23 protein-coding genes and 1 other annotated feature are annotated in these 24,890 nt (G+C 36.5%); of the genes, 10 read left to right on the top strand and 13 right to left on the bottom strand.

Going from position 1 to position 24,890, the window contains the following annotated elements:
• The first annotated feature begins 11 nt into the window (after positions 1 to 11).
• The 3 genes from matP to cysB all read left to right on the top strand — a co-directional run bounded on the left by matP (position 12) and on the right by cysB (position 4,252).
• Positions 12 to 476, top strand: a complete 465-nt coding sequence (gene matP, locus A9G45_RS06000) for a macrodomain Ter protein MatP (RefSeq protein WP_065566256.1) — start codon at positions 12 to 14, stop codon at positions 474 to 476.
• Positions 477 to 505: 29 nt separating this feature from the next.
• The gene (gene topA / locus A9G45_RS05995; protein WP_065566257.1) at positions 506 to 3,115 is read left to right on the top strand and encodes a type I DNA topoisomerase; all 2,610 of its coding nucleotides are present in this window, start codon (positions 506 to 508) and stop codon (positions 3,113 to 3,115) included.
• Positions 3,116 to 3,280: 165 nt separating this feature from the next.
• A complete protein-coding gene (cysB, locus tag A9G45_RS05990; protein ID WP_065566258.1) occupies positions 3,281 to 4,252 on the top strand; it encodes an HTH-type transcriptional regulator CysB in 972 nt (323 codons plus the stop codon).
• A gap of 72 nt (positions 4,253 to 4,324) precedes the next feature.
• Here cysB and hisIE read toward each other — a convergent pair whose 3' ends face one another.
• From hisIE to A9G45_RS05945, 9 genes are all read right to left on the bottom strand, one after another.
• Positions 4,325 to 4,951: a bifunctional phosphoribosyl-AMP cyclohydrolase/phosphoribosyl-ATP diphosphatase HisIE gene (gene hisIE, locus A9G45_RS05985; protein WP_065566259.1), complete on the bottom strand. Its 627-nt coding sequence runs from the start codon at positions 4,949 to 4,951 to the stop codon at positions 4,325 to 4,327.
• Positions 4,945 to 5,721, bottom strand: a complete 777-nt coding sequence (hisF, locus tag A9G45_RS05980) for an imidazole glycerol phosphate synthase subunit HisF (protein ID WP_065566260.1) — start codon at positions 5,719 to 5,721, stop codon at positions 4,945 to 4,947. The genes hisIE and hisF overlap by 7 nt, the downstream gene beginning before the upstream one ends.
• A complete protein-coding gene (gene hisA / locus A9G45_RS05975; RefSeq protein ID WP_065566261.1) occupies positions 5,703 to 6,455 on the bottom strand; it encodes a 1-(5-phosphoribosyl)-5-[(5-phosphoribosylamino)methylideneamino]imidazole-4-carboxamide isomerase in 753 nt (250 codons plus the stop codon). Before hisA ends, hisF begins: the two co-directional genes overlap by 19 nt.
• Positions 6,456 to 6,457: 2 nt before the next feature.
• Positions 6,458 to 7,045, bottom strand: a complete 588-nt coding sequence (hisH, locus tag A9G45_RS05970) for an imidazole glycerol phosphate synthase subunit HisH (protein WP_065566262.1) — start codon at positions 7,043 to 7,045, stop codon at positions 6,458 to 6,460.
• Complete coding sequence (gene hisB, locus A9G45_RS05965) at positions 7,046 to 8,113, bottom strand: bifunctional histidinol-phosphatase/imidazoleglycerol-phosphate dehydratase HisB (RefSeq protein ID WP_065566263.1); 1,068 nt, start codon at positions 8,111 to 8,113, stop codon at positions 7,046 to 7,048.
• An 8-nt stretch (positions 8,114 to 8,121) separates the two neighbouring features.
• On the bottom strand, positions 8,122 to 9,180 hold the full coding sequence (hisC, locus tag A9G45_RS05960; RefSeq protein WP_176701595.1) for a histidinol-phosphate transaminase: 1,059 nt from the start codon (positions 9,178 to 9,180) through the stop codon (positions 8,122 to 8,124).
• A gap of 10 nt (positions 9,181 to 9,190) precedes the next feature.
• Positions 9,191 to 10,489: a histidinol dehydrogenase gene (hisD, locus tag A9G45_RS05955; RefSeq protein WP_065566265.1), complete on the bottom strand. Its 1,299-nt coding sequence runs from the start codon at positions 10,487 to 10,489 to the stop codon at positions 9,191 to 9,193.
• Positions 10,490 to 10,493: 4 nt separating this feature from the next.
• Entirely contained in the window at positions 10,494 to 11,393 is a 900-nt protein-coding gene (hisG, locus tag A9G45_RS05950) for an ATP phosphoribosyltransferase (RefSeq protein ID WP_065566266.1), read from the bottom strand.
• Positions 11,394 to 11,431: 38 nt separating this feature from the next.
• Positions 11,432 to 11,556 (bottom strand) — a sequence feature (His leader region).
• Between the two features lie 257 nt (positions 11,557 to 11,813).
• Positions 11,814 to 12,206, bottom strand: a complete 393-nt coding sequence (locus A9G45_RS05945) for an Lrp/AsnC family transcriptional regulator (RefSeq protein WP_065566267.1) — start codon at positions 12,204 to 12,206, stop codon at positions 11,814 to 11,816.
• Positions 12,207 to 12,312: 106 nt separating this feature from the next.
• On the opposite strand from A9G45_RS05945, the gene A9G45_RS05940 reads away from it, so the two are divergent.
• Entirely contained in the window at positions 12,313 to 12,864 is a 552-nt protein-coding gene (locus A9G45_RS05940) for a cysteine hydrolase family protein (protein ID WP_065566268.1), read from the top strand.
• Between the two features lie 238 nt (positions 12,865 to 13,102).
• On the opposite strand, the gene pgm is transcribed toward A9G45_RS05940, so the two are convergent.
• The 3 genes from pgm to A9G45_RS05925 all read right to left on the bottom strand — a co-directional run bounded on the left by pgm (position 13,103) and on the right by A9G45_RS05925 (position 15,556).
• Positions 13,103 to 14,740, bottom strand: a complete 1,638-nt coding sequence (pgm, locus tag A9G45_RS05935; protein WP_065566269.1) for a phosphoglucomutase (alpha-D-glucose-1,6-bisphosphate-dependent) — start codon at positions 14,738 to 14,740, stop codon at positions 13,103 to 13,105.
• A 104-nt stretch (positions 14,741 to 14,844) separates the two neighbouring features.
• Positions 14,845 to 15,348 (bottom strand): hypothetical protein, encoded by a 504-nt coding sequence (locus A9G45_RS05930; protein ID WP_065572379.1) that lies wholly within the window; start codon positions 15,346 to 15,348, stop codon positions 14,845 to 14,847.
• Between the two features lie 22 nt (positions 15,349 to 15,370).
• A complete protein-coding gene (locus A9G45_RS05925) occupies positions 15,371 to 15,556 on the bottom strand; it encodes a hypothetical protein (RefSeq protein WP_065566271.1) in 186 nt (61 codons plus the stop codon).
• 166 nt (positions 15,557 to 15,722) lie between these two features.
• Between A9G45_RS05925 and A9G45_RS05920 the strand changes: the two genes are divergently transcribed.
• Positions 15,723 to 16,223, top strand: a complete 501-nt coding sequence (locus A9G45_RS05920; RefSeq protein ID WP_065566277.1) for a glycine zipper 2TM domain-containing protein — start codon at positions 15,723 to 15,725, stop codon at positions 16,221 to 16,223.
• A gap of 199 nt (positions 16,224 to 16,422) precedes the next feature.
• The gene (gene gloA, locus A9G45_RS05915; RefSeq protein ID WP_065566272.1) at positions 16,423 to 16,830 is read left to right on the top strand and encodes a lactoylglutathione lyase; all 408 of its coding nucleotides are present in this window, start codon (positions 16,423 to 16,425) and stop codon (positions 16,828 to 16,830) included.
• A gap of 51 nt (positions 16,831 to 16,881) precedes the next feature.
• On the opposite strand, the gene gmk is transcribed toward gloA, so the two are convergent.
• A complete protein-coding gene (gene gmk, locus A9G45_RS05910; RefSeq protein WP_065566273.1) occupies positions 16,882 to 17,514 on the bottom strand; it encodes a guanylate kinase in 633 nt (210 codons plus the stop codon).
• 685 nt (positions 17,515 to 18,199) lie between these two features.
• On the opposite strand from gmk, the gene A9G45_RS05905 reads away from it, so the two are divergent.
• From A9G45_RS05905 to A9G45_RS05890, 4 genes are all read left to right on the top strand, one after another.
• A complete protein-coding gene (locus A9G45_RS05905) occupies positions 18,200 to 18,679 on the top strand; it encodes a YhcH/YjgK/YiaL family protein (protein WP_065566274.1) in 480 nt (159 codons plus the stop codon).
• Between the two features lie 15 nt (positions 18,680 to 18,694).
• Positions 18,695 to 19,633: a sugar kinase gene (locus tag A9G45_RS05900; RefSeq protein WP_141673622.1), complete on the top strand. Its 939-nt coding sequence runs from the start codon at positions 18,695 to 18,697 to the stop codon at positions 19,631 to 19,633.
• A 228-nt stretch (positions 19,634 to 19,861) separates the two neighbouring features.
• Positions 19,862 to 22,702 carry an excinuclease ABC subunit UvrA gene (gene uvrA / locus A9G45_RS05895; protein ID WP_141673624.1) on the top strand — a complete coding sequence of 947 codons (2,841 nt, stop codon included), beginning with the start codon at positions 19,862 to 19,864 and terminating at the stop codon, positions 22,700 to 22,702.
• 1,199 nt (positions 22,703 to 23,901) lie between these two features.
• Positions 23,902 to 24,890, top strand: a 989-nt coding sequence (locus A9G45_RS05890; protein ID WP_176701809.1) for a reverse transcriptase domain-containing protein, incomplete at its 3' end; no start/stop codon positions are given.

Below are 24,890 nucleotides of genomic sequence, written 5' to 3'. Positions count from 1 at the left end.
AAGATGAGTCAATGAAGTATCAGCAATTAGAGAACCTTGAATGCGGTTGGAAGTGGCACTATTTAGTAAAAAGGCACCAAGAAGGTGAGTTAATAACACGTTATATTGAAAAAAGTGCTGCGCAGCATGCGGTCAATGAGTTATTGTTATTAGAACATAATCCAACGGGTGTTGTTGATTGGATAAAAGCGCATTTAAATCCCGATTTAGATAATCGCCTAAAGCAAACCATTCGGGCAAAGCGAAAACGGCATTTTAATGCAGAACAACAAAATACCCGAAAGAAGTCCATAGATTTGGAGTTTTTAGTTTGGCAACGATTGGCTAATTTAGCCAAACGCCGAGGATGCACGTTGTCACAAACCATTACACAACTCCTTGAAGATGCTGAGCAAAAAGATCAATATGCAACGAAAGTATCAACAATTAAAGATGATTTACTATCGCTTCTTGATGTAAAGCTTGATAGTAAATAATATAAACAACAGAATAAAAAGGTTTAATTATGGGAAAATCCCTTGTTATTGTGGAATCACCAGCCAAAGCAAAAACGATTAATAAATATCTTGGCAAAGATTTCGTGGTTAAATCCAGTGTCGGTCATATTCGTGATCTGCCTGTAAGTGGTAGCAGCCAACGAGCTGAAAAATCAACAAAAGACAAAAAAGATAAAACCGAGAAAAAAGTCAAACGTTCCGAAAAACAGATCTTAGTTGATCGAATGAGCGTTGATCCCTATAGCGGTTGGAAAGCTCATTACCAAATTTTACCAGGTAAAGAACGGGTGGTATCAGAATTAAAAAAATTAGCTAAAGATGCTGATATGATCTATCTGGCAACCGATTTGGATAGAGAAGGGGAAGCTATTGCTTGGCATCTTAAAGAGGTTATTGGGGGTGACGATAGTAAATATCGTCGTGTTGTTTTTAACGAAATCACTAAAACAGCGATCAAAAATGCCTTTAATCAGCCTGCAATGCTTGATATGGATCGGGTGAATGCACAACAAGCCCGCCGATTTATGGATCGAGTTGTCGGTTTTATGTTATCACCATTACTTTGGAAAAAAGTGGCAAGAGGTTTATCTGCTGGTCGTGTGCAGTCGGTTGCAGTGCGACTTGTTGTTGAACGTGAACGTGAAATTCATGCTTTTATTCCTGAAGAGTACTGGGATCTTTATGCTGATTTAAATACTGCTAAAAAAGAGCAATTAACATTACAAGTCACGCATTACAAAGATGAAGCGTTTGAGCCAAAAGATAAAGTGGCTATTGATATCGCTTTAGCACAGTTGGATAAAAACCAATATCAAGTTACCCATATTGAAGAAAAACCAACTAAAAGTAATCCAACTGCGCCGTTTATTACTTCAACATTACAACAAGCTGCAAGTACGCGTTTAGGATTTGGCGTTAAAAAGACCATGATGCTAGCGCAACGCTTATATGAGGCTGGTTATATCACTTATATGCGTACTGATTCAACCAATTTGAGTCAAGATGCATTAACCATGGTTCGGGATTACATTGGTAATAATTTCGGTAATAAATATTTACCTAATTCACCTAATTTATACAGTAGCAAGAAAAACTCGCAAGAAGCACATGAGGCTATTCGCCCATCAGATGTGACTATGCTTGCTGATAATATTAGTGATGTAGAAGTAGATGCTTGTAAATTATACCAACTAATTTGGCGTCAATTTGTGGCTTGTCAAATGACATCGGCGGAATATAATTCAACAACAATTACCGTTAAATCTGGCGATTTTACGTTAAAAGCCAAAGGTCGTACATTGCGTTTTGATGGTTGGACGAAAGTGCAGCCACAACTGGCTAAAAACAATGAAGACAAGATATTACCGCAATTATCGGTAAATGATCAACTTGGCTTAATTAGCTTAACCCCAAATCAACACTTTACTAAACCACCTGCTCGTTATAATGAAGCATCATTAGTCAAAGAACTGGAAAAACGTGAAATTGGTCGTCCATCTACTTATGCAACGATTATTTCAACAATTCAAGATCGAGGATATGTACGTTTAGATCATCGCCGTTTTTATGCTGAAAAAATTGGTGAAATTGTTACCGATAGGCTTAGTGAAAACTTCAATGATCTAATGAGCTATGACTTTACAGCACGCATGGAACATGCATTGGATGAAATTGCTCACAAAAAGCAAGAATGGCGCGAAGTGCTTGACCAATTTTTTAGCGATTTTAGTAAGCATCTTGAAGTGGCTGAACAAGCACCTGATAAAGGTGGAATGCAACTTAATCCATTAGTGTTAACGCCTGAAATTAAATGCCCTAATTGTGCGCGTGAAATGGGAATTAAAACGGCGGGTACAGGGGTATTTTTAGCATGCTCTGGTTATGCATTACCACCAAAGGAGCGTTGTAAGCAAACAATTAATTTAATTCCTGAGCATGAAACACTTAATCTTTTAGAAGAGTCAGAAACCGCGGAAACCGATGCATTAAGAGCATGTAAACGTTGTCCTAAATGCCATACGGCAATGGATAGCTATTTACTTGATAGTGAGCGAAAATTACATATTTGTGGTAATAATCCAATTTGTGACGGTTTTATTGTTGAAAAAGGTAGCTTTAAAGTTAAAAGTTACGAAGGTCCCATTATTGAATGTGAAAAATGTGGTTCTGAAATGCATCTAAAATCAGGACGTTTCGGCTTATATATGGGCTGTACTAACCCAGATTGTAAAAATACCCGTAAAATTCTAAAAAACGGTGAGGTTGCGCCACCAAAAGAAGATCCGGTTGATCTGCCTGAACTTAAATGTACAAAATCTGATGCGCATTTCGTATTACGTGATGGTGCATCTGGAATCTTTTTAGCCGCGCATAATTTTCCAAAATCAAGAGAAACCCGAGCGCCTTTGATTGAAGAATTGCAACGTTTTAAAGATCGTTTGCCAGAAAAATTTATCTATTTAACGCAAGCGCCAAACAAAGATCCTGATGGTAATCCATCTATTGTTCGTTTTAGTCGTAAAAATAAACAACAATATGTTACTTCTGAAGTGAATGGCAAATCGACAGGGTGGGTGATGCAATACGTGGATGGTAAATGGATAAGTACCAAAAAATAGATAATAGTATCTGAATTTTTGTTAAAAAGTTTCAGGAAATTATACGTTTTAGTATGAAAATAGTTATTTTTGTTTGTACTAGAGTGTGAAAGGATTTACCTTACAAAATCACCCTTGCGATCTTATCAACAGGGTGAAACGCATACAGTTGAAGGAGCCTTTGTCATGAAATTGCAACAACTACGTTATATTGTTGAAGTCGTCAATAATGATCTTAACGTATCGTTAACATCCGAAAAACTGTATACCTCTCAACCAGGTATTAGCAAACAAATAAAACTATTAGAAGATGAACTTGGTGTTCAGATATTTACTCGAACAGGTAAACACCTTTCACATGTGACGCCTGTTGGTGAAAAAATTGTTGCGCTTTCCCGAGAAATTGTAAATAAGTCCAACGATATTAAAATTATCGCTAAAGAATTTAGTCAGCCAAATCAAGGTTCGTTAACTATTACCACAACGTATACTCAGGCTCGTTATGCTTTGCCTGTTGTGATTCAACAGTTTATGCAACAATACCCGAGCATTACTTTGCATATGGAACAAGGCTCATCAGCACAATGTATTGCACAAGCGCAAGCAGGGCAGGCAGAATTTGCTATTGTAACTGAGATTTCGTCGTTAAGTGATGATATGATTGCTTTACCTTGTTATCATTGGAACCAAGCCATTATTGTGATGAAAGATCACCCGTTAGCGAAACGTAGTCTAATTTCAATTGAAGAACTCTCAAAATATCCGTTAGTCAGTTATGATTTTTCAAATGATGGTTCAGATTTAAATCAAGCTTTTACCCGAGCCCATCAGACTCCGAATATCGTTTTTAGCACAACAGATGCTGATTTAATTAAAACCTATGTGAAATTAGGAGTAGGTGTTGGTATTGTGGCAAAAATGGCTGTAAATAATACCTCAGATGATGATTTGGTCGTACTGAATGCTGGGCATATTTTTCCTTACAGTACCACCTATATTACTTTTGCTCGCTCATTATTTTTACGTAGCTATATGTATGATTTTATCAACCAGTTTTCGTCTCATCTGAATCGACAAACCGTTGATAAACTTATGCTAAGTGAAAATAATAGTGATGTATTAGCAATGTTTAATGGGATAAAATTGCCAGTTTGTTAAGTAAGCCTATTATTTTTTGCTCATTGAAAAGTAACATAAAGCGCGATAGGGATCGCACTTTATTGGTTTTTACTATTTATGCCTTGCTTTTAAAATACCAATGACATCTTGTAAAGATAGATTCTGATCTTGAAGTAAAACTAATAAGTGATAAATGAGATCTGCTGATTCATTTTTTAGCTCTTCACGGTCATGAACAGTTGCTGCAAGAGCCGTTTCGACGCCTTCTTCTCCCACTTTTTGCGCAATACGTTTAGTGCCATCGTGATAGAGTTTTGCTGTGTATGACGATTTCGGATCGGCATTCTTGCGCGCAGCAAGTAATTGTTCTAACTCAAATAAAAATCCCCACTCAGTTTTAACACCCACAAAACAACTGTTAGCACCTGTATGACAAGTTGGTCCTATTGGATCGGCTAAAATAAGCAGGGTGTCATTATCGCAATCGGCAGTGATATTGATTACCTTTAGATAGTTACCAGAAGTTTCACCTTTTGTCCAAATACGTTGTTTAGTTCTTGAGTAAAAGGTTACTTTACCACTACTTTGTGTTTGCGTTAATGCCTCTTGATTCATATAACCCAGCATCAAAACATCGCCAGAAATATAATGCTGAATAATAACTGGCATCAAATTATCTACTTTTTGCCAATCTAATTGTTGTGAATTTAATTTTGTATTGCAATTTTGAGTTAACATAATCGAATATCTACTCCATGTTGTGCCAAATAGTGTTTTAGTTCAGCAATGTTAATAATTTGCTTATGAAAAACAGATGCTGCCAATGCGCCATCCACTTCAACTTCGTTAAATGCCTGCAAAAAATGTTGCATAGTGCCTGCGCCACCCGAAGCAATTATAGGAACACGGCATACTTCACGAACTGCTTTAAGTTGAGCAATATCGTACCCATTGCGAACACCGTCTTGATTCATCATGTTAAGCACAATTTCACCAGCACCACGTTTTTGTACCTCTTGTACCCAGTCAAGCGTGTTCCACTTAGTTGCAACTGTACGTTTTTCATCGCCCGTGAATTGGTAAACATGATAATTGTGTGATTCTTGGTCATACCATGTATCAATACCCACTACAATACACTGCACACCATAACAATCGGCAAGTTCAGTAATTAAATGGGGGTTAGCTAATGCGGGCGAATTAATTGAGATTTTATCGGCACCAAAGGTTAATATTTGCCCCGCATCTTCAACTGTTTTTATCCCACCAGCAACACAAAAGGGGATATCAATGACTTCGGCGACTTTTGCCACCCAGCTTTTATCAACTACACGGCCGTCTGACGAGGCGGTAATATCATAAAAAACCAGTTCATCAGCCCCTTCTTGTGCATAACGTTTAGCTAAAGGTACAATATCACCAATAATTTCATGATTGCGAAACTGCACGCCTTTAACTACTTGACCATCACGGACATCTAAACAAGGAATTATCCTTTTTGCCAGCATGAAATTGCCTCCTGAACAGTAAATTTTTCTTCAAGTAATGCCCGACCTACAATCACACCAGCAACACCACTGTCTTTAAGTGCTTTGACATCACTTAACTGACCAATGCCACCTGAAGCCTGAAAAGCAATTTGTGGGTATTTTTGGCTGATTTGCTGATACAATTTAACGTTTGATCCGCTAAGTGTGCCATCCTTAGAGATATCAGTGCACAGTACGTGCTTTAAACCGAACGGTAGGTAATCATCAATCACTTGTTCTAAGGTTTGGTTGGAATCTTCTTGCCAACCATGAATAGCAACATGTTTTTCTCCATCAGCATTAATGCGTACATCAAGTGCTAATACCAACCTTTCTGCGCCATATTTTGTAAACCACTGTTTGACTAATTCGGGTTGTTTAATGGCGGTTGAGCCAATAACCACTCGCGCAGCACCCGCTGATAGTAATGTTTGTACATCTTTTTCTGTGCGAATCCCTCCACCAACTTGGATTGGCACTTGTATTGCATTAATCAATGTTTGTATTAACGAAATCTGACGTGCTTTTGGATCTTTTGCGCCAGTTAAGTCCACAAGATGTAATAATTTAGCACCTTGTTTTTCATAATCTTGCAATCGTAAAAGAGGATCATTTCCGTAATCACGTTTTTGTTCATAATCACCTTGATGTAAGCGCACAACTGATCCATCAATTAAATCAAGTGCAGGTATTATTGTGGGCAAAGCAATCATGATTACATCTCCAAAAAGTTTTTGAGTAATGTGGCGCCGGCCAAGCCAGAACGCTCGGGATGAAACTGCACGCCGTAAAAGTTGTCTTTTTGTACGGCAGCGGTAAAGCTTTCGCCGTAACTGGTTTCTGCTATTGTTGCTGAGCATAATGGCATCGCGTATCCATGTACAAAGTAAAAATAAGCATCATCAGGAATATCTCGAAATAGATGATGTCCGGCTTTTGGTTTGACTTGATTCCAACCCATATGTGGTAAAGGTAGTCCACAATCAGGAATTTTTACCACATTTTCAGGAATAATGCCTAGCGTATGCACATGACCTTCATTACTATAATTTGCTAAAAGTTGCATACCAAGGCAGATCCCTAACACAGGTTGGGTACAAACTTTTATCAACTCAATTAAATTGCGTTCTTTTAAATTTTGCATAGCGGCTTTTGCTGAACCAACTCCCGGTAAAAACAGTTTATCAGAGTTAAGTACCACATCAGGCTCAAGACTAATTATTGGCTCATAACCTAATCGTTGCACAGCATATTTAACCGATGAAAGATTAGCACAGCCAGTATCGAGAATGACTATATTCATTTATAATACCCCTTTTGAGCTTGGTAAACGGTCACCGTCAATTTTTATGGCTTGTTTTATGGTTCGCGCAAAGGCTTTAAACAAACTTTCTACTTTGTGATGATCGTTATCGCCTTCTGTTTCAATATGTAACGTGATACCCATTGCATAGCTCAGAGAGTAAAAGAAATGCTCTACCATTTGTGTGCTCATATCGCCGACTTTTTGGTGATTAAATTCTGCTTTAAATTTAAGGTACGGCCTACCAGAAATATCTATTGCGCACTTAGCTAGGCACTCATCCATAGGAATAACAGAAGCATATCGAGTAATACCTCGCTTATTATTCAGTGCTTTTTTTAGTGCCTCACCTAAAGCAAGTCCTGTATCTTCAATTGTATGGTGATCATCAATATGTAAATCGCCATCGACTTGGATATTGAGTTTAATTCCACCATGGGTAGCAATTTGATCAAGCATATGATCAAAAAAGCCAATTCCTGTATTAATTTGGCTACCACCTTGGCGATCGAGCCAGACCTCGACTAATATCTTGGTTTCTTTGGTATTACGCTTAACTTTAGCATAACGATTAACCTCTGTTAACTGTTGAGCAATTTCATTCCAATTGAGATTTTCAGGATGATAGCGTAATCCTTTTATTTGCATATTTTCAGCAAGTTGAATATCGGTGAGTCTATCACCAATAACATAACTGTTTTGTGTATCTAACTTACCACTGATAAGATAAGGTAAAACTAATTGAATTTTAGGCTTACGGCACTCGCAATTATCCTCAGGAAAATGAGGGCAAATTAGGACATCTTCAAAATTAACACCTTGTGATTTAAAAATTTGCATCATAAGGTTATGTGGGCCATCAAAATCTGCTTGTGGATAGCTACTTGTACCTAGTCCATCTTGATTGGTGACCATGACTAATTTATACCCTGCTGATTGTAGTTTTAACAGAGCAGGGATTACGTTGGGTTCAAAAGCTAATTTGTCAAAACGATCAACCTGAAAATCAATAGGTGGCTCGGTAATTAGTGTGCCATCTCGATCAATAAATAAGTATTTTTGTAACATGATTACTCCTATTTTATCGTTTTGAGTGCTGAAATTACCGCCTCGCATTCAGCTTGAGTGCCAATGGTAATGCGAATCATATTTTGTTGTCCAATTACTTTGCTTTGATCTCGTAAAATAATTCCTTTATTCCATAAGGTGTTAAATACTTCTTTATTATCTTGAAATTTAACACATAAGTAGTTGGATCGACTTGGGTAAACTTTTTCAACAATCGGTAGTTGAGATAATTGGTTGGTAAACTTCTCTTTCTGCTTATTTAAATTGATCACATGCAATTTCATGGTATTAATACCATCTTTACTCAGCGCTTGTGTTGCAATATCGGCCACGGGCGTTGCAAGAGGATAAGGCGCAATGACTTTATGTAGTGCATCAATCACTGCTTTATTGGCAATAGTAAAACCGCAACGTAATCCTGCTAACGCAAACGCTTTAGATAAGGTACGCAAAATCACTAAGTGTGGATAATTAGCAAGCCAACTAACGACTGATGATTCGGGTGAAAATTCAATATAAGCTTCATCAATGATAACTAATGCACGATCTTTAGCTATATCAAGTAACATCTTAATATCATCAGGATTGATTAAATTACCTGTAGGATTATTAGGTGAGCAGACATAGATCAGTTTTACTTTATCAAGATTTTGTTTTATTCCTTGAAGATCGAGCTGCCAATCTGCTGTTGTTGGAACAGTTTTGGTTTCTATTCCAAGTGTTTCAGCACTAACTTGATACATACCATAAGTTGGCGGGCAATATAAAATACTATCTTGAGTAGGCTCACAAAAAGCACGCATTAATAACTCAATGGCTTCATCTGCTCCTCGACTCACAATGACTTGTTCTGGCGTAACACCAACATATTGAGCGTAACGGTTGATAACCTTTTCTGGTTGTGGTTCAGGATAACGGTTTAGGCTTTGTTCCTTTAACTCAAAATGCGGTGCAACGGGGAATTCATTGGCATTTAACCACACATCGCCATTACCACCAATTCGACGAGCAGATTGGTATGGCGTTAGTTTTTGTACATTCTTTCTAACAAGTTTATTGATATCCATGTTAATTACCTTATTTATTTTCTGCTTGTAATGCCGCTAAACGGAGTGTTACGGCTTGTTTATGTGCAGTAAGTTGTTCAGCTTCGGCCATAAGCTCAACAGCGTTACCTATCATTTTTAATCCTTTTGGCGTTAATTTTTGCACGGTCATACGTTTTTGAAAATCAGCAAGTCCAAGACTAGAATATGTTGCGGTATAGCCATAAGTAGGTAGTACATGATTGGTTCCTGATGCGTAATCTCCTGCTGATTCTGGTGACCAATTCCCTAAAAATACTGAGCCAGCACTAGTGATTTTTTCAACTAACTCATCCGCATTAGATGTTTGAATAATCAAATGCTCTGGTCCGTAGCAATTACTGATATTGACACATTCATCTAAATCGCTAGTCACAATTAAACGACTTTCTTGTAAGGCTTTTTCGGCAATGTTTTTGCGCGATAGATTGGCTAGTTGTTTATCAACTTCGATCGATACTGTTTGAGCTATTTTCTCATCTGGCGTTAACAAAACGACTTGCGAATCTGGACCATGTTCCGCTTGTGATAAAAGATCGGCGGCAATAAAAGCAGGATTTGCCGAACTATCAGCAATGACCAGCACCTCAGAAGGGCCAGCAGGCATGTCAATAGCAGCACCATCTAAACTCTGGCTTACTTGACGTTTCGCTTCGGTGACATACGCATTACCAGGTCCAAAGATTTTCGCCACTTTAGGTACCGATTCTGTACCAAATGCCATAGCAGCGATAGCTTGAGCTCCTCCGAGTTGATAAATTTCAGTCACTCCACAAAGTTCAGCTGCATATAATATTTCATCAGCAATCGGAGGCGGAGAACATAAAATTACTTTATGGCAACCCGCAATTTTAGCAGGGGTCGCAAGCATTAATACGGTTGATAATAAAGGTGCTGAACCACCTGGAATATAAAGTCCAACAGAATCAATTGGGCGAGTTACTTGTTGGCATTTTATTCCTGGCATTGTTTCAACCGTAATGGTTTGTTGGATTTGCGCTTGGTGAAACTTCTTAATATTAGCAACGGCAAGTTGCATAGCTTGTTTTAATTCAGGGTTAACTCGACTGGTTGCCAATTTGACTTCATCTTGAGTTAGTTTAATTTGCTTAATTTGAACTTTATCATACTTGCTACTAAGCGCTTTTAATGCTTGATCACCATTTTGTTTAACTTGTGCCAAAATGTCAGCCACTGCTTTGCTAATTGATTCAGAAGAGCTAATTGCCGGTCGAGTTAATAATGTTGCTTGTTGTTCATTAGTACATTGTTGCCAATAAGAGAGTTTCATATTTTTACTCCATCATTTTTTCAATTGGTAATACAAGAATTGAGCTTGCTCCTAACGCTTTTAGTTTTTCCATGGTTTCCCAAAAGAGCGATTCAGTGCTGACCATATGTAATGCAACTCGATTTTGTTCACCAGTTAACGGTAAAATGGTTGGATTTTCAGCACCAGGGAGTAAAGCAACAACATCATCTAAAACCGCAGTTGGCGCGTGTAACATAATATACTTTGATTCTCGAGCTTGGATCACTCCTTGAATTCGAGTCATAATTTTATCTATTAATGCTTGTTTGATTGTAGACATTTCACCTTGTCGTTGAATTAGACAGGCCTTTGATTGATAAATGACTTCTATCTCTTTAAGTCCGTTTGCTTCAAGTGTTGCTCCACTGGAAACTAAATCACAAATCACATCAGCAAGCCCAGCTCGTGGCGCAACTTCGACCGAACCATTAAGTAAACAGGTTTTAAAAGTCACATTATATTGAGCAAGATAGCGACGTAGTAGGTGAGGGTAAGTTGTGGCAATTCGCAAATCATTTAAACATTCAGGTCCCGTATAATCAAAATCACGAGGCGCTGCAATCGACAAACGACAGCCACCAAAATCTAAATTGCGCAATTTTTTAAATTGTGGATTTTCTCCTTCTGCTTGTCTATCTAAGACTTCTTCTTCTAGTACATTTTCGCCAACAATACCAATATCGACAACACCATCAATAACCAGCCCAGGTATGTCATCATCACGAACTCGTAAGATATCAATTGGCATATTTTCAGCAAAGGCAATTAAGCGTTGTTCTTGAAGATTTATTTTAATGCCACATTGAGCCAGTAACTTTTTTGACTCATCGCTTAAACGACCTGATTTTTGCATCGCAATGCGTAAACGCGAATTATCTAACATAATATTCTCCCATCTATCCAAAAAATTTATAAATTACAAACAAAAAACCCCCGGAAGTTTGATCTTCCGAGGGTTTTCTATTTGCTTTTGCGATATCACCGGAAGATCAACGTCTTCCAGCACCAATCGCCCGAAGACTATTCAGGAATGATGGTGATGATGATGTTTAGTGATAAAATTAGTTACAAAAACGCAAAAACAAATCATAAAATAATAACCTTTAACTGAGTTAATAATTAAAGCTATTGAACAAAATATAACATAAATTGCTTACTCGCAACTGTTTTTTGTTTTTTATTAATAAAATTCGTATTTATTCTTAGCTAATGGGCATGAATTGTTTACTTAAGTTTAAGATAATCAGTTATTTTCACGCTTAAATGGTATAGAATCCTGAATATTTTTTACAACTGTATAACATTAAATAATTTGTTGTAGTTGATGATTAATTTTGTATCGACAATATTGCTCAATTTCTTCTAAAAATAACGTTAACCTTTCATCAATAAAGCAACTTTTTATCATATAACACCCATCGCCTGTAATTTTATAAAACTCGATAATTTCGTTAAACGATTTAACCCTATTTTCAAATGCTCTGAATTGGTTGCAATCCATATAAATAGTGATAAATTGCAGATTGCTGGTTTTTTCTTTGATAGTAAACTTTTCGATAATGTGATTAGCGTGCAGTTCTTGAACTCGCTGCCCAACAGCTTGCCCTGTTAAAAATACTTTTTCGCCAATCTCTTTCCATGATTGACGGCTGTTCTTTTTCAATTCATCTAAAATAGCTCGATCTTTTTTATCCATTTTTCATTTTGAAAGCGAATAATAGCAAAGGCTTTCAGTCCACTATGTTATGCGTTACTCAATTATTACATAATTATAAATAGAAAGATAATAAAGGAGCAAAAAGATGAAACAGGCATTAGTGATTATTGATGTCCAAAATGACTATTTTCCAGAAGGTAAATTTGCCTTAGTTAATACCGAATCTACATTAAAAAATATTCTAAAATTACAGCAATATTTTAGAATAAAACAGTTACCCATCTATTATATTCAACATATAAAATCTGATCCTAATGCTAACTTTTTTGTTAAAGGAAGTAATGGCGTTGAAATTCACTCTAGCCTATTACCTATTAAGGATTTACGTGAATATATTATAGAAAAAAATTTTCCCAATAGCTTTTACCAAACCAATTTACAACAAAAATTACAGCAAGAAAGCATAGAACAATTAGTTCTTTGCGGCATGATGAGCCACATGTGTGTTGATTCAACTACGCGCTATGCTTGCGAACTAGGTTATCAGCCTATTTTAATTCATAATGCTTGCACAACGCGAGATCTTGAATTTAATGATCAAATCCTTTCTGCTCAAATGGTGCATAGTGGTTTTATGTCGGCATTGACGGGATTTGCATCAGTAATAAGTGCTGATGCATTTATTCAGATGAAATAGAATATTAGTGAAACTAGCTTTTTTGATCAGTATGTATACAAAATGCTACGCCATATCAAATGGTATAAAGCGATTGGGAAAAATTAGGTGTTGATAGAAACAAAAAACTAATAAAATCGTTTTTATCAGAAAATCAATTTTCTCACTAGAAAATTAAAATGTTAAGTTGGAATTCAAATTGTGCTTTAAAAATAAAAAAGCAACTTTAATAGTTGCTTTTTATTGCAAATTCGGCTAACTATTTAATTGCTTTTGCCACAATTTCTTGCGCTTCTTGTTGAAGCGTACTTAAATGTTCGTTGCTTATAAAACTTTCAGCATAAATTTTGTAAGCATCTTCGGTTCCTGAAGGGCGGGCGGCAAACCAACCGTTTTCTGTAATCACTTTAAGCCCACCAATTGGTGCATTATTAGCAGGTGCCGTCGTTAGGCATTGAGTAATTTTTTCGCCAGCTAGGTTGTCGGTAGTTAATTGACTTGCATCAAGTTTCGCTAGTTTTTGTTTTTCATTAAATGAGGCAGGCGCTTGAATTCGTCCATAATAAGAAACACCAAATTTTTCTTCTAGCTTTTGATATTGTTCTTGTGGATTTTTACCTAATTTAGCTGTCATCTCGGCCGCTAATAAGCATAAAATAATCCCATCTTTGTCGGTCGTCCAAACTTTACCGTTGGTTCTTAAAAATGAGGCGCCAGCACTTTCTTCGCCAGCAAAGCCTAGTTTACCTTGGTAAAGCCCATCAGCGTACCATTTAAAGCCAACTGGGTATTCTAAGTATTTTTTGTTTAAGCTATTGGCTACTCGATCAATCATTGAGCTTGTGACTAGCGTTTTACCAATGGCGATATCTTTATGCCATTGAGGACGGTTTTGGAACAAGTAATTTACACAAGTAGAAAGATAGGCATTTGGGTTCATTAGCCCTGTAGGGGTCACTATACCATGCCGATCAAAATCAGTGTCGTTGCCAAAGGCTAAATCAAATTGGTCTTTTAATTTTAATAATCCAGCCATTGCCCAACGGCTTGAACAGTCCATTCTGATCACTTCATCATGATCTAGGTGCATAAAACTAAATGTTGGATCGATGTTGTTGTTAACAATATTTAAGTTAATACCATATTTTTCGGCAATTCTAGGCCAATAAGTGATACCAGCACCACCCAATGGATCAACACCAATTTTTAGTGATGATGATTTGATGAGAGATAGATCGAGAATGTTTTCAAGATCATTAATATAATCGGTTTCGTATTCTTTCGTATGGATATAATTTGAATGTATTGCTTTGTCTACGCTAATGCGTTTTACACCATTTAGTTTGTTTTTTAGTAATTCATTAGCACGGTTTTCTATTTGCTTTGTAATATCAGTATCTGCAGGACCACCATTAGTTGGATTATATTTTATTCCGCCATCTTCAGGTGGGTTATGTGATGGCGTAATTACGATGCCATCGGCAAGCTGGGAATGTTTGCCTTGGTTATAGGTTAAAATAGCATGTGAAATCACTGGCGTTGGTGTATAGCCCCAATCACGAGCCATAACCACAGTTTGTTCATTAGCAACAAAAACTTCAATAACTGATTTTAATGCAAGTTCTGAAAGTGCATGGGTGTCTTGACCAATAAAGCATGGACCAGTAATGTTATTGGCTTTGCGGTATTCGGCAATGGCTTGAGCAACGGCTAATATATGAGCTTCATTAAATGTACCTTTGTTGGAACTGCCACGATGACCAGACGTACCAAAAATGACTAATTGGCTAGCATTATCCGTATCAGGTTGGATTTGGTAATAATTATTTTTTAAGGCTTCAACATTAATAAGATCCGATGCTTGTGCTAGCATTCCTGCGCGGCTTTGCTTGGCCATTTTTTACTCCTCTTTCATAAACTAATATTTTATAAAGGCTAAAAACATGAATTGATTGAGTTTATATCGTGTTTTTAACGTTATATATGTTTTTATTTAACCTGTTAAGGTAAAAAAGCGTTGGTAACTTGGTTTATCATTGTTTCAGATATGCCCATGTCACTCATTATCGATTCAATAATATACATTTTTCTGGCAGTATTGGTATTACTAATAACCCAATAAGGTGTGCCAGTAATTTCGCGAGGTTTGGTATTTTTACCCGATGTTTCGAGTGATAGCTTGTCTTTTGCAAGATATTGTCGTTTGCTACCATGCAATGAAGTGGCGGCAATAGCAAAAAGTGCTGGATTATAGTTATATAAAGCACTAAGTAATAATATAAAACGACTAATAATGGATTTTTCGTTTGTAAAAGTGCTGCTAGTTAATAAATCATTAAAAAGAGGATAATGATTTTCTTTTTTTACGCTAGTTCGTTGTTTTGCCAATCCTGATTGGTTTATATTTAACAAACGTCGTAATATACTTGATGCGTCTTCACCAATATGTTTAGTTTGGCCAGCAATAAATTGGTATAATTCTTCGTCGATTTCGATAGTTTTCATTATGTTACATATGCCTATTAAATTATTTTACGGGACATCCTAAAGCAGGAACTTTGCCAATATGTGAATCATTTGCTGTTTTATTATCTAAACAACCACCTGATGGTTGCTCAAAAGCAGCATTATCTGTTTTTTGTGGCGCTTGATTTACATCATGACAGGCAGTTATCATAACTGATAATATTACTTGAAAAAATAACCGTTTCATATATTCATTATATACTTAATAAAATATTGCGCTGAGTATAACCTAACTTAGGCATAAATTGTATTGGCTATTGATAAAATAATGAAAATGCTATTGTTGTTTTTCAAAAACAATATTATCCTAAACAATGTATAACGAGTTTATACGAACATTACATGAGGAATTAATTATGAAAAAAATCGTCACATTAACTATTTTAGCTGCACTTATATCTGGATGTAGCAATAGTGATCTCCATTCTGGCGATGTATATACGGCTGATCAAGCAAAACAAGTTCAACAAGTGAGTTATGGTACAGTTGTTTCTGTACGACCAGTTAAAATTCAAGCTAATGCGTCAAATGGTAAGAGTGAAAACGTAGCGGGTACTTTAGGTGGTGCTGTTCTAGGTGGTGTTTTAGGCAATACCATTGGTGATGGCACTGGTCGAGTATTAGCAGCTGCTACAGGTGCTATTGGTGGTGCAATTTTGGGCGATGCAATTCAAAATAAAGCCAACCAAGCTGAAGGGGTTGAATTAGAAATTAAACAGAATAAGGGATCAAATATTGTTATTGTTCAAAAAGGTTCTCCTAACGATTTCTTTGTTGGCCAACCTGTTCGTTTAGTGACTAACGGTAAACAAATTAGCGCTTCACCTCGTAGTTTTAAAAATTCAATAAAATAAGAGTTTTTAATTTTTAATAAATTGCATGTCATTTTTGATTGAATTTTGCTCATCTTTATGGTGAGCAAAATGTTAATTTTACTCGTTTTTTGTAGTTATTTTTTATCATGCATTCCTAATCTGCAACAAATATTTGCCTGTCTAAGCACTAACGTATAAACTCACCACAAATTTTAATGTGATAAGGAGCAATAAAGTAATGCGTATATTACATACCATGATCCGCGTTGGCGATCTACAACGTTCCATTGATTTTTATACTCGTATAATGGGAATGCGTGTGTTAAGAACCAGTGAAAATACTGAATACCAATATTCATTAGCTTTTGTTGGCTATGGTGATGAAATTACCAGTTCAGTTATTGAGTTAACTTATAACTGGGGTACGGATCAATATGAACATGGTTCGGCATTTGGTCATATTGCAATTGGTGTTGATGATGTAGCTAAAATGTGCCATGACGTGAAACAAGCAGGCGGTAAAGTTATTCGTGAAGCCGGACCTGTAAAAGGGGGCACAACTATTATTGCTTTTGTTGAAGATCCTGATGGCTATAAGTTAGAGTTAATTCAAAACGATCAGGCCGATAGAGGATTAGGTCATTAATTTATTCTATCAATGATATCGCACTGATATTTAGGCGATATCATATATGTTTTAATTTGAATGGTTTGCCAACAAATCTGCTAATAATTGTTTATTGATAACAGTTTGTTTTGATTGCTCTAAACTAGCTGTGGTAATTATTGCGCTTAAGGCATTTAACGATGCATCAAAATCGTCATTGATAATGACATAGTCATACTCGTTATAATGCGAAATTTCAGCTTGTGCTTTTTTCATTCGTTTGGCAATGATATTACTGTCATCTTGCCCACGCTTTACTAGGCGATTTTCAAGCTCTTTTAGTGAGGGGGGTAATATAAATATGCTTTTTGCATGAGGCATTTTTTTGCGTACTTGCCGAGCACCTTGCCAATCAATATCTAAAAAAACATTAATACCTTGTGATAGACTTTGTTCGATTTCAGCTTTAGATGTGCCGTAATAGTGGTCAAAAACGTTAGCATATTCAACAAATGCCTGCTTGGCAATTAATGATTCAAAGTGCTTATGATCCACAAAATAATAATGCTCGCCATGCGCTTCACCAGGGCGAGGTGTGCGTGTTGTATGCGAAATTGATACTTTGGCTGGGTACAAATTATTTTGGGAAAGGTAAGCTTGAATTAAACTTGATTTACCAGCACCACTTGGCGCTGAAACAATAAATAGAGTTCCTGTATACATAGATTGCTTTATCACTTTTAATAAATAAATGTTTTTTAATTGTCAAAGATGCTTTTGTAAATATTATAGCAAAATTAAAAAATAGATAGAGCTCTATATCTATTTTTGATATTGGATCGTGCAATTTTTATTGTTTATCATTACTTTTTGCGATTTAGGTAAAATTATTTTACAAACATCGCTTAACACACGGTAGTTAACCAAGTTTTGTTACAAATTAATCATTGCATTGATTTGATTATGCTAACATTTGTGAGAGATGCTTTTTGATGAATAATGCCGGTAAGGTTAATGAGTACGAAGCAATACCAAAAACTAACTTAGAGATTGGTTTTTTATAATATTTTAATTTATTTTGTTTTTATTGAGTGGTGGTATAATAAAATTATGAGCACAGCATGTAAAAAATACCTCTTTGTTCTTTGGTGTGGAGCCTCCCGTTGAATTTAAAAAACACTTACTCCTTAATTTTTTGTTTGAATATGTGTTGCCATTCCAAACCGTAAATAAGCGATGACTAAACTATAAAAGGCTATAAAAACTTATTAGCAAATGATCTACAAAAGCAGACGACTTAAGTATATACTCTTTATTAATTTAATTAGCTTTATCATAGTGTAAGTTAGTTGCAATTAATGCCATTATCAGTATTAATCTTCATCAATATTTTTAAGGATCATTTAGCATGATTATAGGTAATATCAATCATTTAAGGTTAGTTCCTTATCTTCCAGAAAAAATAAAACAGTCAATTGAATATATTAAAGATAACGTAAATAGGAATACTCCTATAGGGCGTTATGATATTGATGGCGATAAAATATTTTTTATGGTATCGGATAATTCTCCACGTCACATCAACGAGGCTAACCCAGAATATCATGAAAAGTATATTGACGTTCAGATTGTTTTAGAAGGACAAGAAGGAATGGCAGTGTGCACGTTACCGCCTCACACAACAATTTTAGATGATAAATTAACAGAAAATGATATTGCTTTCATTGAAACACCGAAAGAAGAAACCATATTAGTTTTACAACCAAACGATTTTATTGTATTTTTTCCTCATGAAGTGCATAAACCACTTTGCGCAATCGATGGCAAAATGGTGACTGTTCGTAAAGTTGTGGTAAAAATTGCATTTGATTATTTAAATTTAGAATAAGGATCTTAGGTAAATATTATGGCAACAAAAATTGCGGTTATTGGCGAATGCATGATCGAACTTTCAATGAGACAAGATTCGACTACACGAGGCTTTGGTGGTGATACACTTAATACATCTGTTTATTTGTCACGTTTATTAAAAGATAATGTTTTTTCAATTTATTATGTCACAGCGCTTGGCACTGATCCTTTTAGTCAAGAGATGTTAAATTGTTGGCAAAAAGAAAATATTCAAATGGAATTAGTACAAAAAATGCCTGACAAACTGCCTGGGCTTTATTCTATTGTTACTGATGAACAGGGCGAAAGATCATTTTATTATTGGCGCAATGATGCTGCCGCTAAATTTTGGTTGAAATCATCTGAGGCAGATAAAATCATTCAACAAATTACTCAGTGTGATTATGTCTATTTGAGTGGTATTAGTATTGCCATTTTAGATGCTGAAAGTATTGTTAAATTATTAGCACTTTTAAAACGTGTTAAATCTCATGGCGGTAAAGTCATCTTTGATAATAATTTCCGTCCACATTTATGGAGTAGCCTTGAATTAGCTCGTAGTGTTTATGCCGATATTTTATCCTATACAGATATTGCATTCTTAACGTTAGATGATGAAGATTTGTTATGGGGCAAGTTGCCTTATGAGCAAGTCATTGAACGTACAAAGCTGTTTGGCGTTACTGAAATTGTAATCAAACGTGGCAGTGATAGTTGTATTATTGATTCTGCTGAAGGTCGTTTCGAAGTTCCAGCTAATAAAATAGCAAAGGAAAATGTAATTGATACCACAGCAGCTGGTGATTCGTTTAGTGCTGGTTATCTTGCTGCCCGTTTAAACGGAAAGAATCCAACACAATCAGCATTGCAAGGTCATTTAGTTGCTGGTACAGTTATACAATATCGAGGGGCAATTATTCCCGTTGATGCCACACCTAAATTAATCAATTAAATTTGCAAAAAAGCGGTCATTAATGACCGTTTTTATTCATGTTATAACAAATAAGTGCAACAAGTATTTTGTTAAAATTTTCAGAAAAATTAGTGTTTGAGTATAAAAACACTTAATTAATGCATTTCTCTATATAGTAGTATATTTAATTAAATGCCACTGGTATAATATACAGTTGGTTTTCTATTCATTTAGTTTAAAAACACATATAAGAAGAGATCTATGTCAATCAAAGATATCGATATTCGTGGTGCGCGAACGCATAATTTAAAAAACATTAATGTAACCATTCCAAGAGATAAGCTAGTTGTAATTACTGGTCTTTCGGGATCGGGCAAATCTTCGTTAGCATTTGATACTCTATATGCGGAAGGTCAACGACGTTATGTTGAATCTTTATCGGCATATGCTCGTCAGTTTTTGTCACTAATGGAAAAACCTGATGTAGATCATATTGAAGGCTTATCCCCTGCTATTTCGATAGAACAAAAATCAACTTCGCATAATCCCCGTTCGACAGTTGGAACTATCACTGAAATTTATGATTATTTACGATTGCTTTTTGCCAGAATTGGGGAGCCTCGTTGTCCAAATCATCACTTACCATTAGCGGCTCAAACAGTATCACAGATGGTTGATAGTATTATGGCGTTGCCTGCTGAAAATCGTTATATGTTACTTGCACCCGTTGTCACAGAGCGCAAAGGTGAGTTTGTTAAATTATTTGAACAACTTGCTGCCAGTGGATATATTCGAGTAAGAGTAGATGGTGATGTCTATGATCTTTCAGATCCCCCTTTACTTGAATTACAAAAGAAACATACCATTGAGGTTGTGGTAGATCGTTTTCGTATTCGTGATGATTTAAAACCTCGTCTTGCTGAGTCAATTGAGACAGTGCTTTCAATCACTAATGGCATTGTTAAAGTAGCAAATTTGGATGATCCGCAAGCCCAAGAACATTTGTTCTCGGCTAATTTTGCTTGCCCTATTTGCGGTTATAGTATTTCGGAGCTAGAGCCTAGATTATTTTCATTTAATAACCCAGCGGGTGCATGTCCTGAGTGTGATGGGTTGGGTATACAACAATATTTTGATTCAAAACGGATTGTGCAGATGCCAGAAGTTTCATTAGCGGCTGGTGCAATTAAAGGTTGGGATCGTCGCAACTTTTATTATTTTCAGATGCTAAAATCATTAGCTGAGCATTATAAATTTGATATTGATAAACCATATGAAAAGCTACCACAAAAAATAAAAGATATCTTATTGAATGGCTCAGGTAGCACTGAAATCCAATTTGTGTATACAAATGACCGTGGTGATGTGGTTAAGCGTAAACACCCGTTTGAAGGTATTCTTAATAATTTGGCGCGTCGCTATAAAGAAACAGAATCTCAAACTATCCGCGAAGAGCTAGCAAAATATATTAGTCATCGACCTTGCCCTTGCTGTGATGGTTCAAGATTATGTACAGCAGCAAGAAATGTTTTTATAAATGATACTAATTTGCCGACGATTAGCGATTTAAGTACGCAACAAGCTAAAGACTTTTTTGATAAATTGTCATTGACTGGGCAACGAGCACAAATAGCCGAGAAAATATTAAAAGAGATCAACGATCGTTTACAATTCCTGATTAATGTTGGCCTCAACTATTTAACGCTTTCACGTTCAGCAGAAACTTTATCAGGTGGTGAAGCCCAACGTATTCGATTGGCTAGTCAAATTGGAGCTGGGCTTGTTGGGGTGATGTATGTACTTGATGAGCCTTCTATCGGTTTGCATCAACGCGATAATACCCGCTTGATTGACACATTAACGCATTTACGTGATTTAGGTAATACGGTTATTGTGGTTGAGCATGATGAAGAAGCTATTATGGCTGCTGATTATGTCATTGATATTGGACCTGGTGCTGGTGTACATGGCGGTGAAGTTGTAGCACAAGGTACGCCAAAACAAATTATGGCATGTAAAACCTCTTTAACAGGACAATATTTATCTGGAAAAGAACAAATTGAAATTCCAGCTGATCGCACTAAAGTTGATAAGAAAAAAATGTTATCGCTTATTGGTGCAACGGGAAATAATCTCAAAGATGTTACATTAAATATTCCTGTTGGATTATTTACCTGTATTACTGGGGTATCAGGATCGGGGAAATCAACTTTAATTAATGACACCTTATATCCATTAGCTCAAAATGAACTTAATGGTGCAGAAAAAAGCGATATAGCACCGTATAAAGCGATTAAAGGGCTTGATTATTTTGATAAGGTCATTGCCATTGATCAAAGCCCAATTGGTCGTACACCTCGTTCTAATCCTGCAACATATACTGGATTTTTTACATCGATCCGTGAACTTTATGCTGGTGTACCAGAATCGCGTGCTAGGGGATATACTCCAGGTCGATTTAGCTTTAATGTTAAAGGTGGACGTTGTGAGGCTTGTCAAGGTGATGGATTAATTAAAGTGGAAATGCACTTTTTACCCGATATTTATGTGCCTTGTGATCAGTGTCATGGTGCCCGCTATAATCGTGAAACCTTAGAAATCAAATATAAAGGTAAGTCGATTAACGAAATTTTAAATATGACCGTTGAAGAAGGACGTGAATTTTTTGATGCAGTTCCGATGGTATCACGCAAGCTACAAACATTGATTGATGTTGGATTGTCTTATATAACTATTGGGCAGTCAGCAACCACATTATCGGGTGGTGAAGCACAACGTGTAAAGCTTGCAAAAGAATTATCTAAACGAGATACAGGTCGAACTTTATATATACTAGACGAACCAACAACTGGTTTACATTTTGCTGATGTGAAGCAATTGCTAGCACAATTACATTCATTGCGAGATAAAGGAAATACCATTGTTGTTATCGAGCATAACTTGGATGTGGTTAAAACCGCTGATTGGATTGTTGATTTGGGTCCTGAAGGAGGTAATGGTGGCGGTGAAATTATCGCCGAAGGCACACCAGAAGAAGTGGCAAAATCTAAACAGTCCTATACGGGAAAATACTTAAAACCATTGTTAGAAAAACAAAAAGCCAAATAGCCAAGTGCTATCACTTCTACTCAAAACATATAAGTGCGACAAGGGCGCGCTTATAGTGCCTAACTTATTGATTTTATTCAATAAAGTTAGGTGGGCTATTAAAGTGAACAACTTTAATTAGCTACCCTTCACAATATCTGAGTAGGACGTTACACATTTCCGAAAGGATATTGTGTAACCTATATTCGGTAAAGAATAATTTTTAGTCTGTGAGAGACAAATCTCATATATTTAAAGAACTAATTCTTTGGACAATTCAATTAATCATATCTGATATTCTGGAATTTCCAAGGTATTCAATAAGAAATTATTGAGTTGACCAAGGAAACGAAAGAACCCATCAGCATATAGTTTAAGCTAGAATTGACCTATTGTGAAGTTAAATAAGTGCACAAGCTGTTATTATCATTGTTGGCATATTTTATAGGCACTATGTTATATAAAATATGAGTCAACCTGTTATATGACTAACAGTAGCCTAGGGATAGTGCGAGATTGGCAACGGTCTGGTGCGGAGCTTCCTGACAATGTACCCCCTTGAGGAATAGCAAGGTTAATGCGTATCGTGAGGTAACATTAAGTAATGGCAAGTAGCATGTCATGAGGGGCTAGGCTAAATAGAAAGATGAACGTAAGTGAATTGCTGATAAACGTCGTGAATTGTAAAGAGCTTAAGCTACTGACAAGCTCTAACCAAAAAGGTATATAGTGGGATATCTCTTTTTACATTGGGGATACGTCATCATAAACACTATCGGCGAACAGGCAGCATCTTAACTATTTATGTGATAATAATGGAACTTGGTAAGCCTGTATTTCCGCCGAAAGGCAGGTAGAGCGCAAGCGATACTGTTGGGGGTGCAGGTAAGGGAGGTTAGAGAAAGCGAATGATTGGCTGTAATGGCTGATATAGGGTATGAAACATGACCTAACCCGAAAGGGTGCAGACTTCTAACTGGTCTTTCATCGTAAGATGTTGGCTAATCCTTTTGTGGTCATTTCTTCGGGAATGATTGGGTGAGGAAGGAAACAGGCAAGTAAAACAAGCCCATTTCCCTACTCTAACAATTTTACCATGTGACAGAGAAGTAGAATTTATTTGGTAACCTGAATAATTCTTCTCTCCGTTCACGATAGAAGAAATTATTCATCACAAACCAAGTAGATTTCTGCTTATTTCTGTTACGACAGGAGTAAGTATGAAAGAGTACACTAAGTTTAACCAAAAAGTTAAAAGTAGTCCAGCTCCAGCGACTCCTGACATGAATGAGCTATGGCACACTATAGATTGGGTCAAAGCAACAAAACATGTTAAAGGGTTGCAGGTACGGATTGCGAAGGCAACAATTGAAGGTGACTATCGTAAGGTTAAACGCTTACAAAGGTTACTAACACGCTCAACGTACGCCAAGCAATTGGCAGTGCGAAGGGTGACGGAAAACAGAGGTAAAAGAACGGCAGGCGTTGACAAAGTAACATGGTCAACACCAAAGAGTAAATGGGAAGCGATTGCAACGCTGACAAGTAAAGGATATAGACCGAAGCCACTAAAGCGGGTTTATATTCCGAAATCGGATGGAAAGAAGCGCCCATTAGGCATTCCGACCATGAAAGACAGAGCAATGCAAGCGCTGTACTTATTTGCTTTACAGCCTGTTGCTGAAACTACAGCAGATAAAAACTCATATGGATTTCGCATCAACCGCTCAACGGCGGATGCGATTAGCCACGTGCATAAGATATTCTCACGCAAAGGGAGTCAAATGAGACAAACGGCGCAATGGGTATTGGATGCCGACATACAGGGTTGTTTTGACCATATAAGCCATGATTGGTTAATTGAAAATATTCCGATGAATAAGCGGATATTAGCAAAATGGTTAAAATCGGGTGTAGTGGATATGGGACAGGTCAAGCGGACGGAGGAAGGTACACCACAAGGGGGTATTATTTCACCGACTTTGGCGAACATGGCACTGGATGGTATGGACGAACTATTAACGAAACACTTCGGTGTAGTAGGAAATAGACAACGGCGAGCCAATAAGGTGTATATGGTTCGATATGCGGACGATTTTATTATATCTGGAAGTTCGAAAGAATTACTGGAAAATGAAGTTATACCAGTAATGCGTGAATTTTTGAAAGAGAGAGGACTAACCTTATCTGAAAGAAAGACGCGCATTGT

It is taken from the genome of Gilliamella sp. HK2 (genome assembly GCF_001690265.1).
Lineage (GTDB): Bacteria > Pseudomonadota > Gammaproteobacteria > Enterobacterales > Orbaceae > Gilliamella > Gilliamella apicola_C.
Note: the sequence above shows the minus strand (reverse complement) of the source record. Positions and strands in the feature narration are given on the sequence as shown.

Excerpts from the sequence above, each read along its gene's own strand:
- gloA (WP_065566272.1), top strand. The coding sequence starts at position 16,423 with ATGCGTATATTACATACCATGATCCGCGTTGGCGATCTACAACGTTCC.
- hisH (WP_065566262.1), bottom strand. The coding sequence starts at position 7,045 with ATGAATATAGTCATTCTCGATACTGGCTGTGCTAATCTTTCATCGGTT.
- pgm (WP_065566269.1), bottom strand. The coding sequence starts at position 14,740 with ATGGCCAAGCAAAGCCGCGCAGGAATGCTAGCACAAGCATCGGATCTT.
- gmk (WP_065566273.1), bottom strand. The coding sequence starts at position 17,514 with ATGTATACAGGAACTCTATTTATTGTTTCAGCGCCAAGTGGTGCTGGT.
- A9G45_RS05925 (WP_065566271.1), bottom strand. The coding sequence starts at position 15,556 with ATGAAACGGTTATTTTTTCAAGTAATATTATCAGTTATGATAACTGCC.
- hisG (WP_065566266.1), bottom strand. The coding sequence starts at position 11,393 with ATGTTAGATAATTCGCGTTTACGCATTGCGATGCAAAAATCAGGTCGT.
- matP (WP_065566256.1), top strand. The coding sequence starts at position 12 with ATGAAGTATCAGCAATTAGAGAACCTTGAATGCGGTTGGAAGTGGCAC.
- hisF (WP_065566260.1), bottom strand. The coding sequence starts at position 5,721 with ATGCTGGCAAAAAGGATAATTCCTTGTTTAGATGTCCGTGATGGTCAA.
- A9G45_RS05905 (WP_065566274.1), top strand. The coding sequence starts at position 18,200 with ATGATTATAGGTAATATCAATCATTTAAGGTTAGTTCCTTATCTTCCA.
- hisC (WP_176701595.1), bottom strand. The coding sequence starts at position 9,180 with ATGGATATCAATAAACTTGTTAGAAAGAATGTACAAAAACTAACGCCA.
- cysB (WP_065566258.1), top strand. The coding sequence starts at position 3,281 with ATGAAATTGCAACAACTACGTTATATTGTTGAAGTCGTCAATAATGAT.
- A9G45_RS05930 (WP_065572379.1), bottom strand. The coding sequence starts at position 15,348 with ATGAAAACTATCGAAATCGACGAAGAATTATACCAATTTATTGCTGGC.
- hisIE (WP_065566259.1), bottom strand. The coding sequence starts at position 4,951 with ATGTTAACTCAAAATTGCAATACAAAATTAAATTCACAACAATTAGAT.
- hisA (WP_065566261.1), bottom strand. The coding sequence starts at position 6,455 with ATGATTGCTTTGCCCACAATAATACCTGCACTTGATTTAATTGATGGA.
- hisB (WP_065566263.1), bottom strand. The coding sequence starts at position 8,113 with ATGTTACAAAAATACTTATTTATTGATCGAGATGGCACACTAATTACC.
- A9G45_RS05940 (WP_065566268.1), top strand. The coding sequence starts at position 12,313 with ATGAAACAGGCATTAGTGATTATTGATGTCCAAAATGACTATTTTCCA.
- topA (WP_065566257.1), top strand. The coding sequence starts at position 506 with ATGGGAAAATCCCTTGTTATTGTGGAATCACCAGCCAAAGCAAAAACG.
- hisD (WP_065566265.1), bottom strand. The coding sequence starts at position 10,489 with ATGAAACTCTCTTATTGGCAACAATGTACTAATGAACAACAAGCAACA.
- A9G45_RS05945 (WP_065566267.1), bottom strand. The coding sequence starts at position 12,206 with ATGGATAAAAAAGATCGAGCTATTTTAGATGAATTGAAAAAGAACAGC.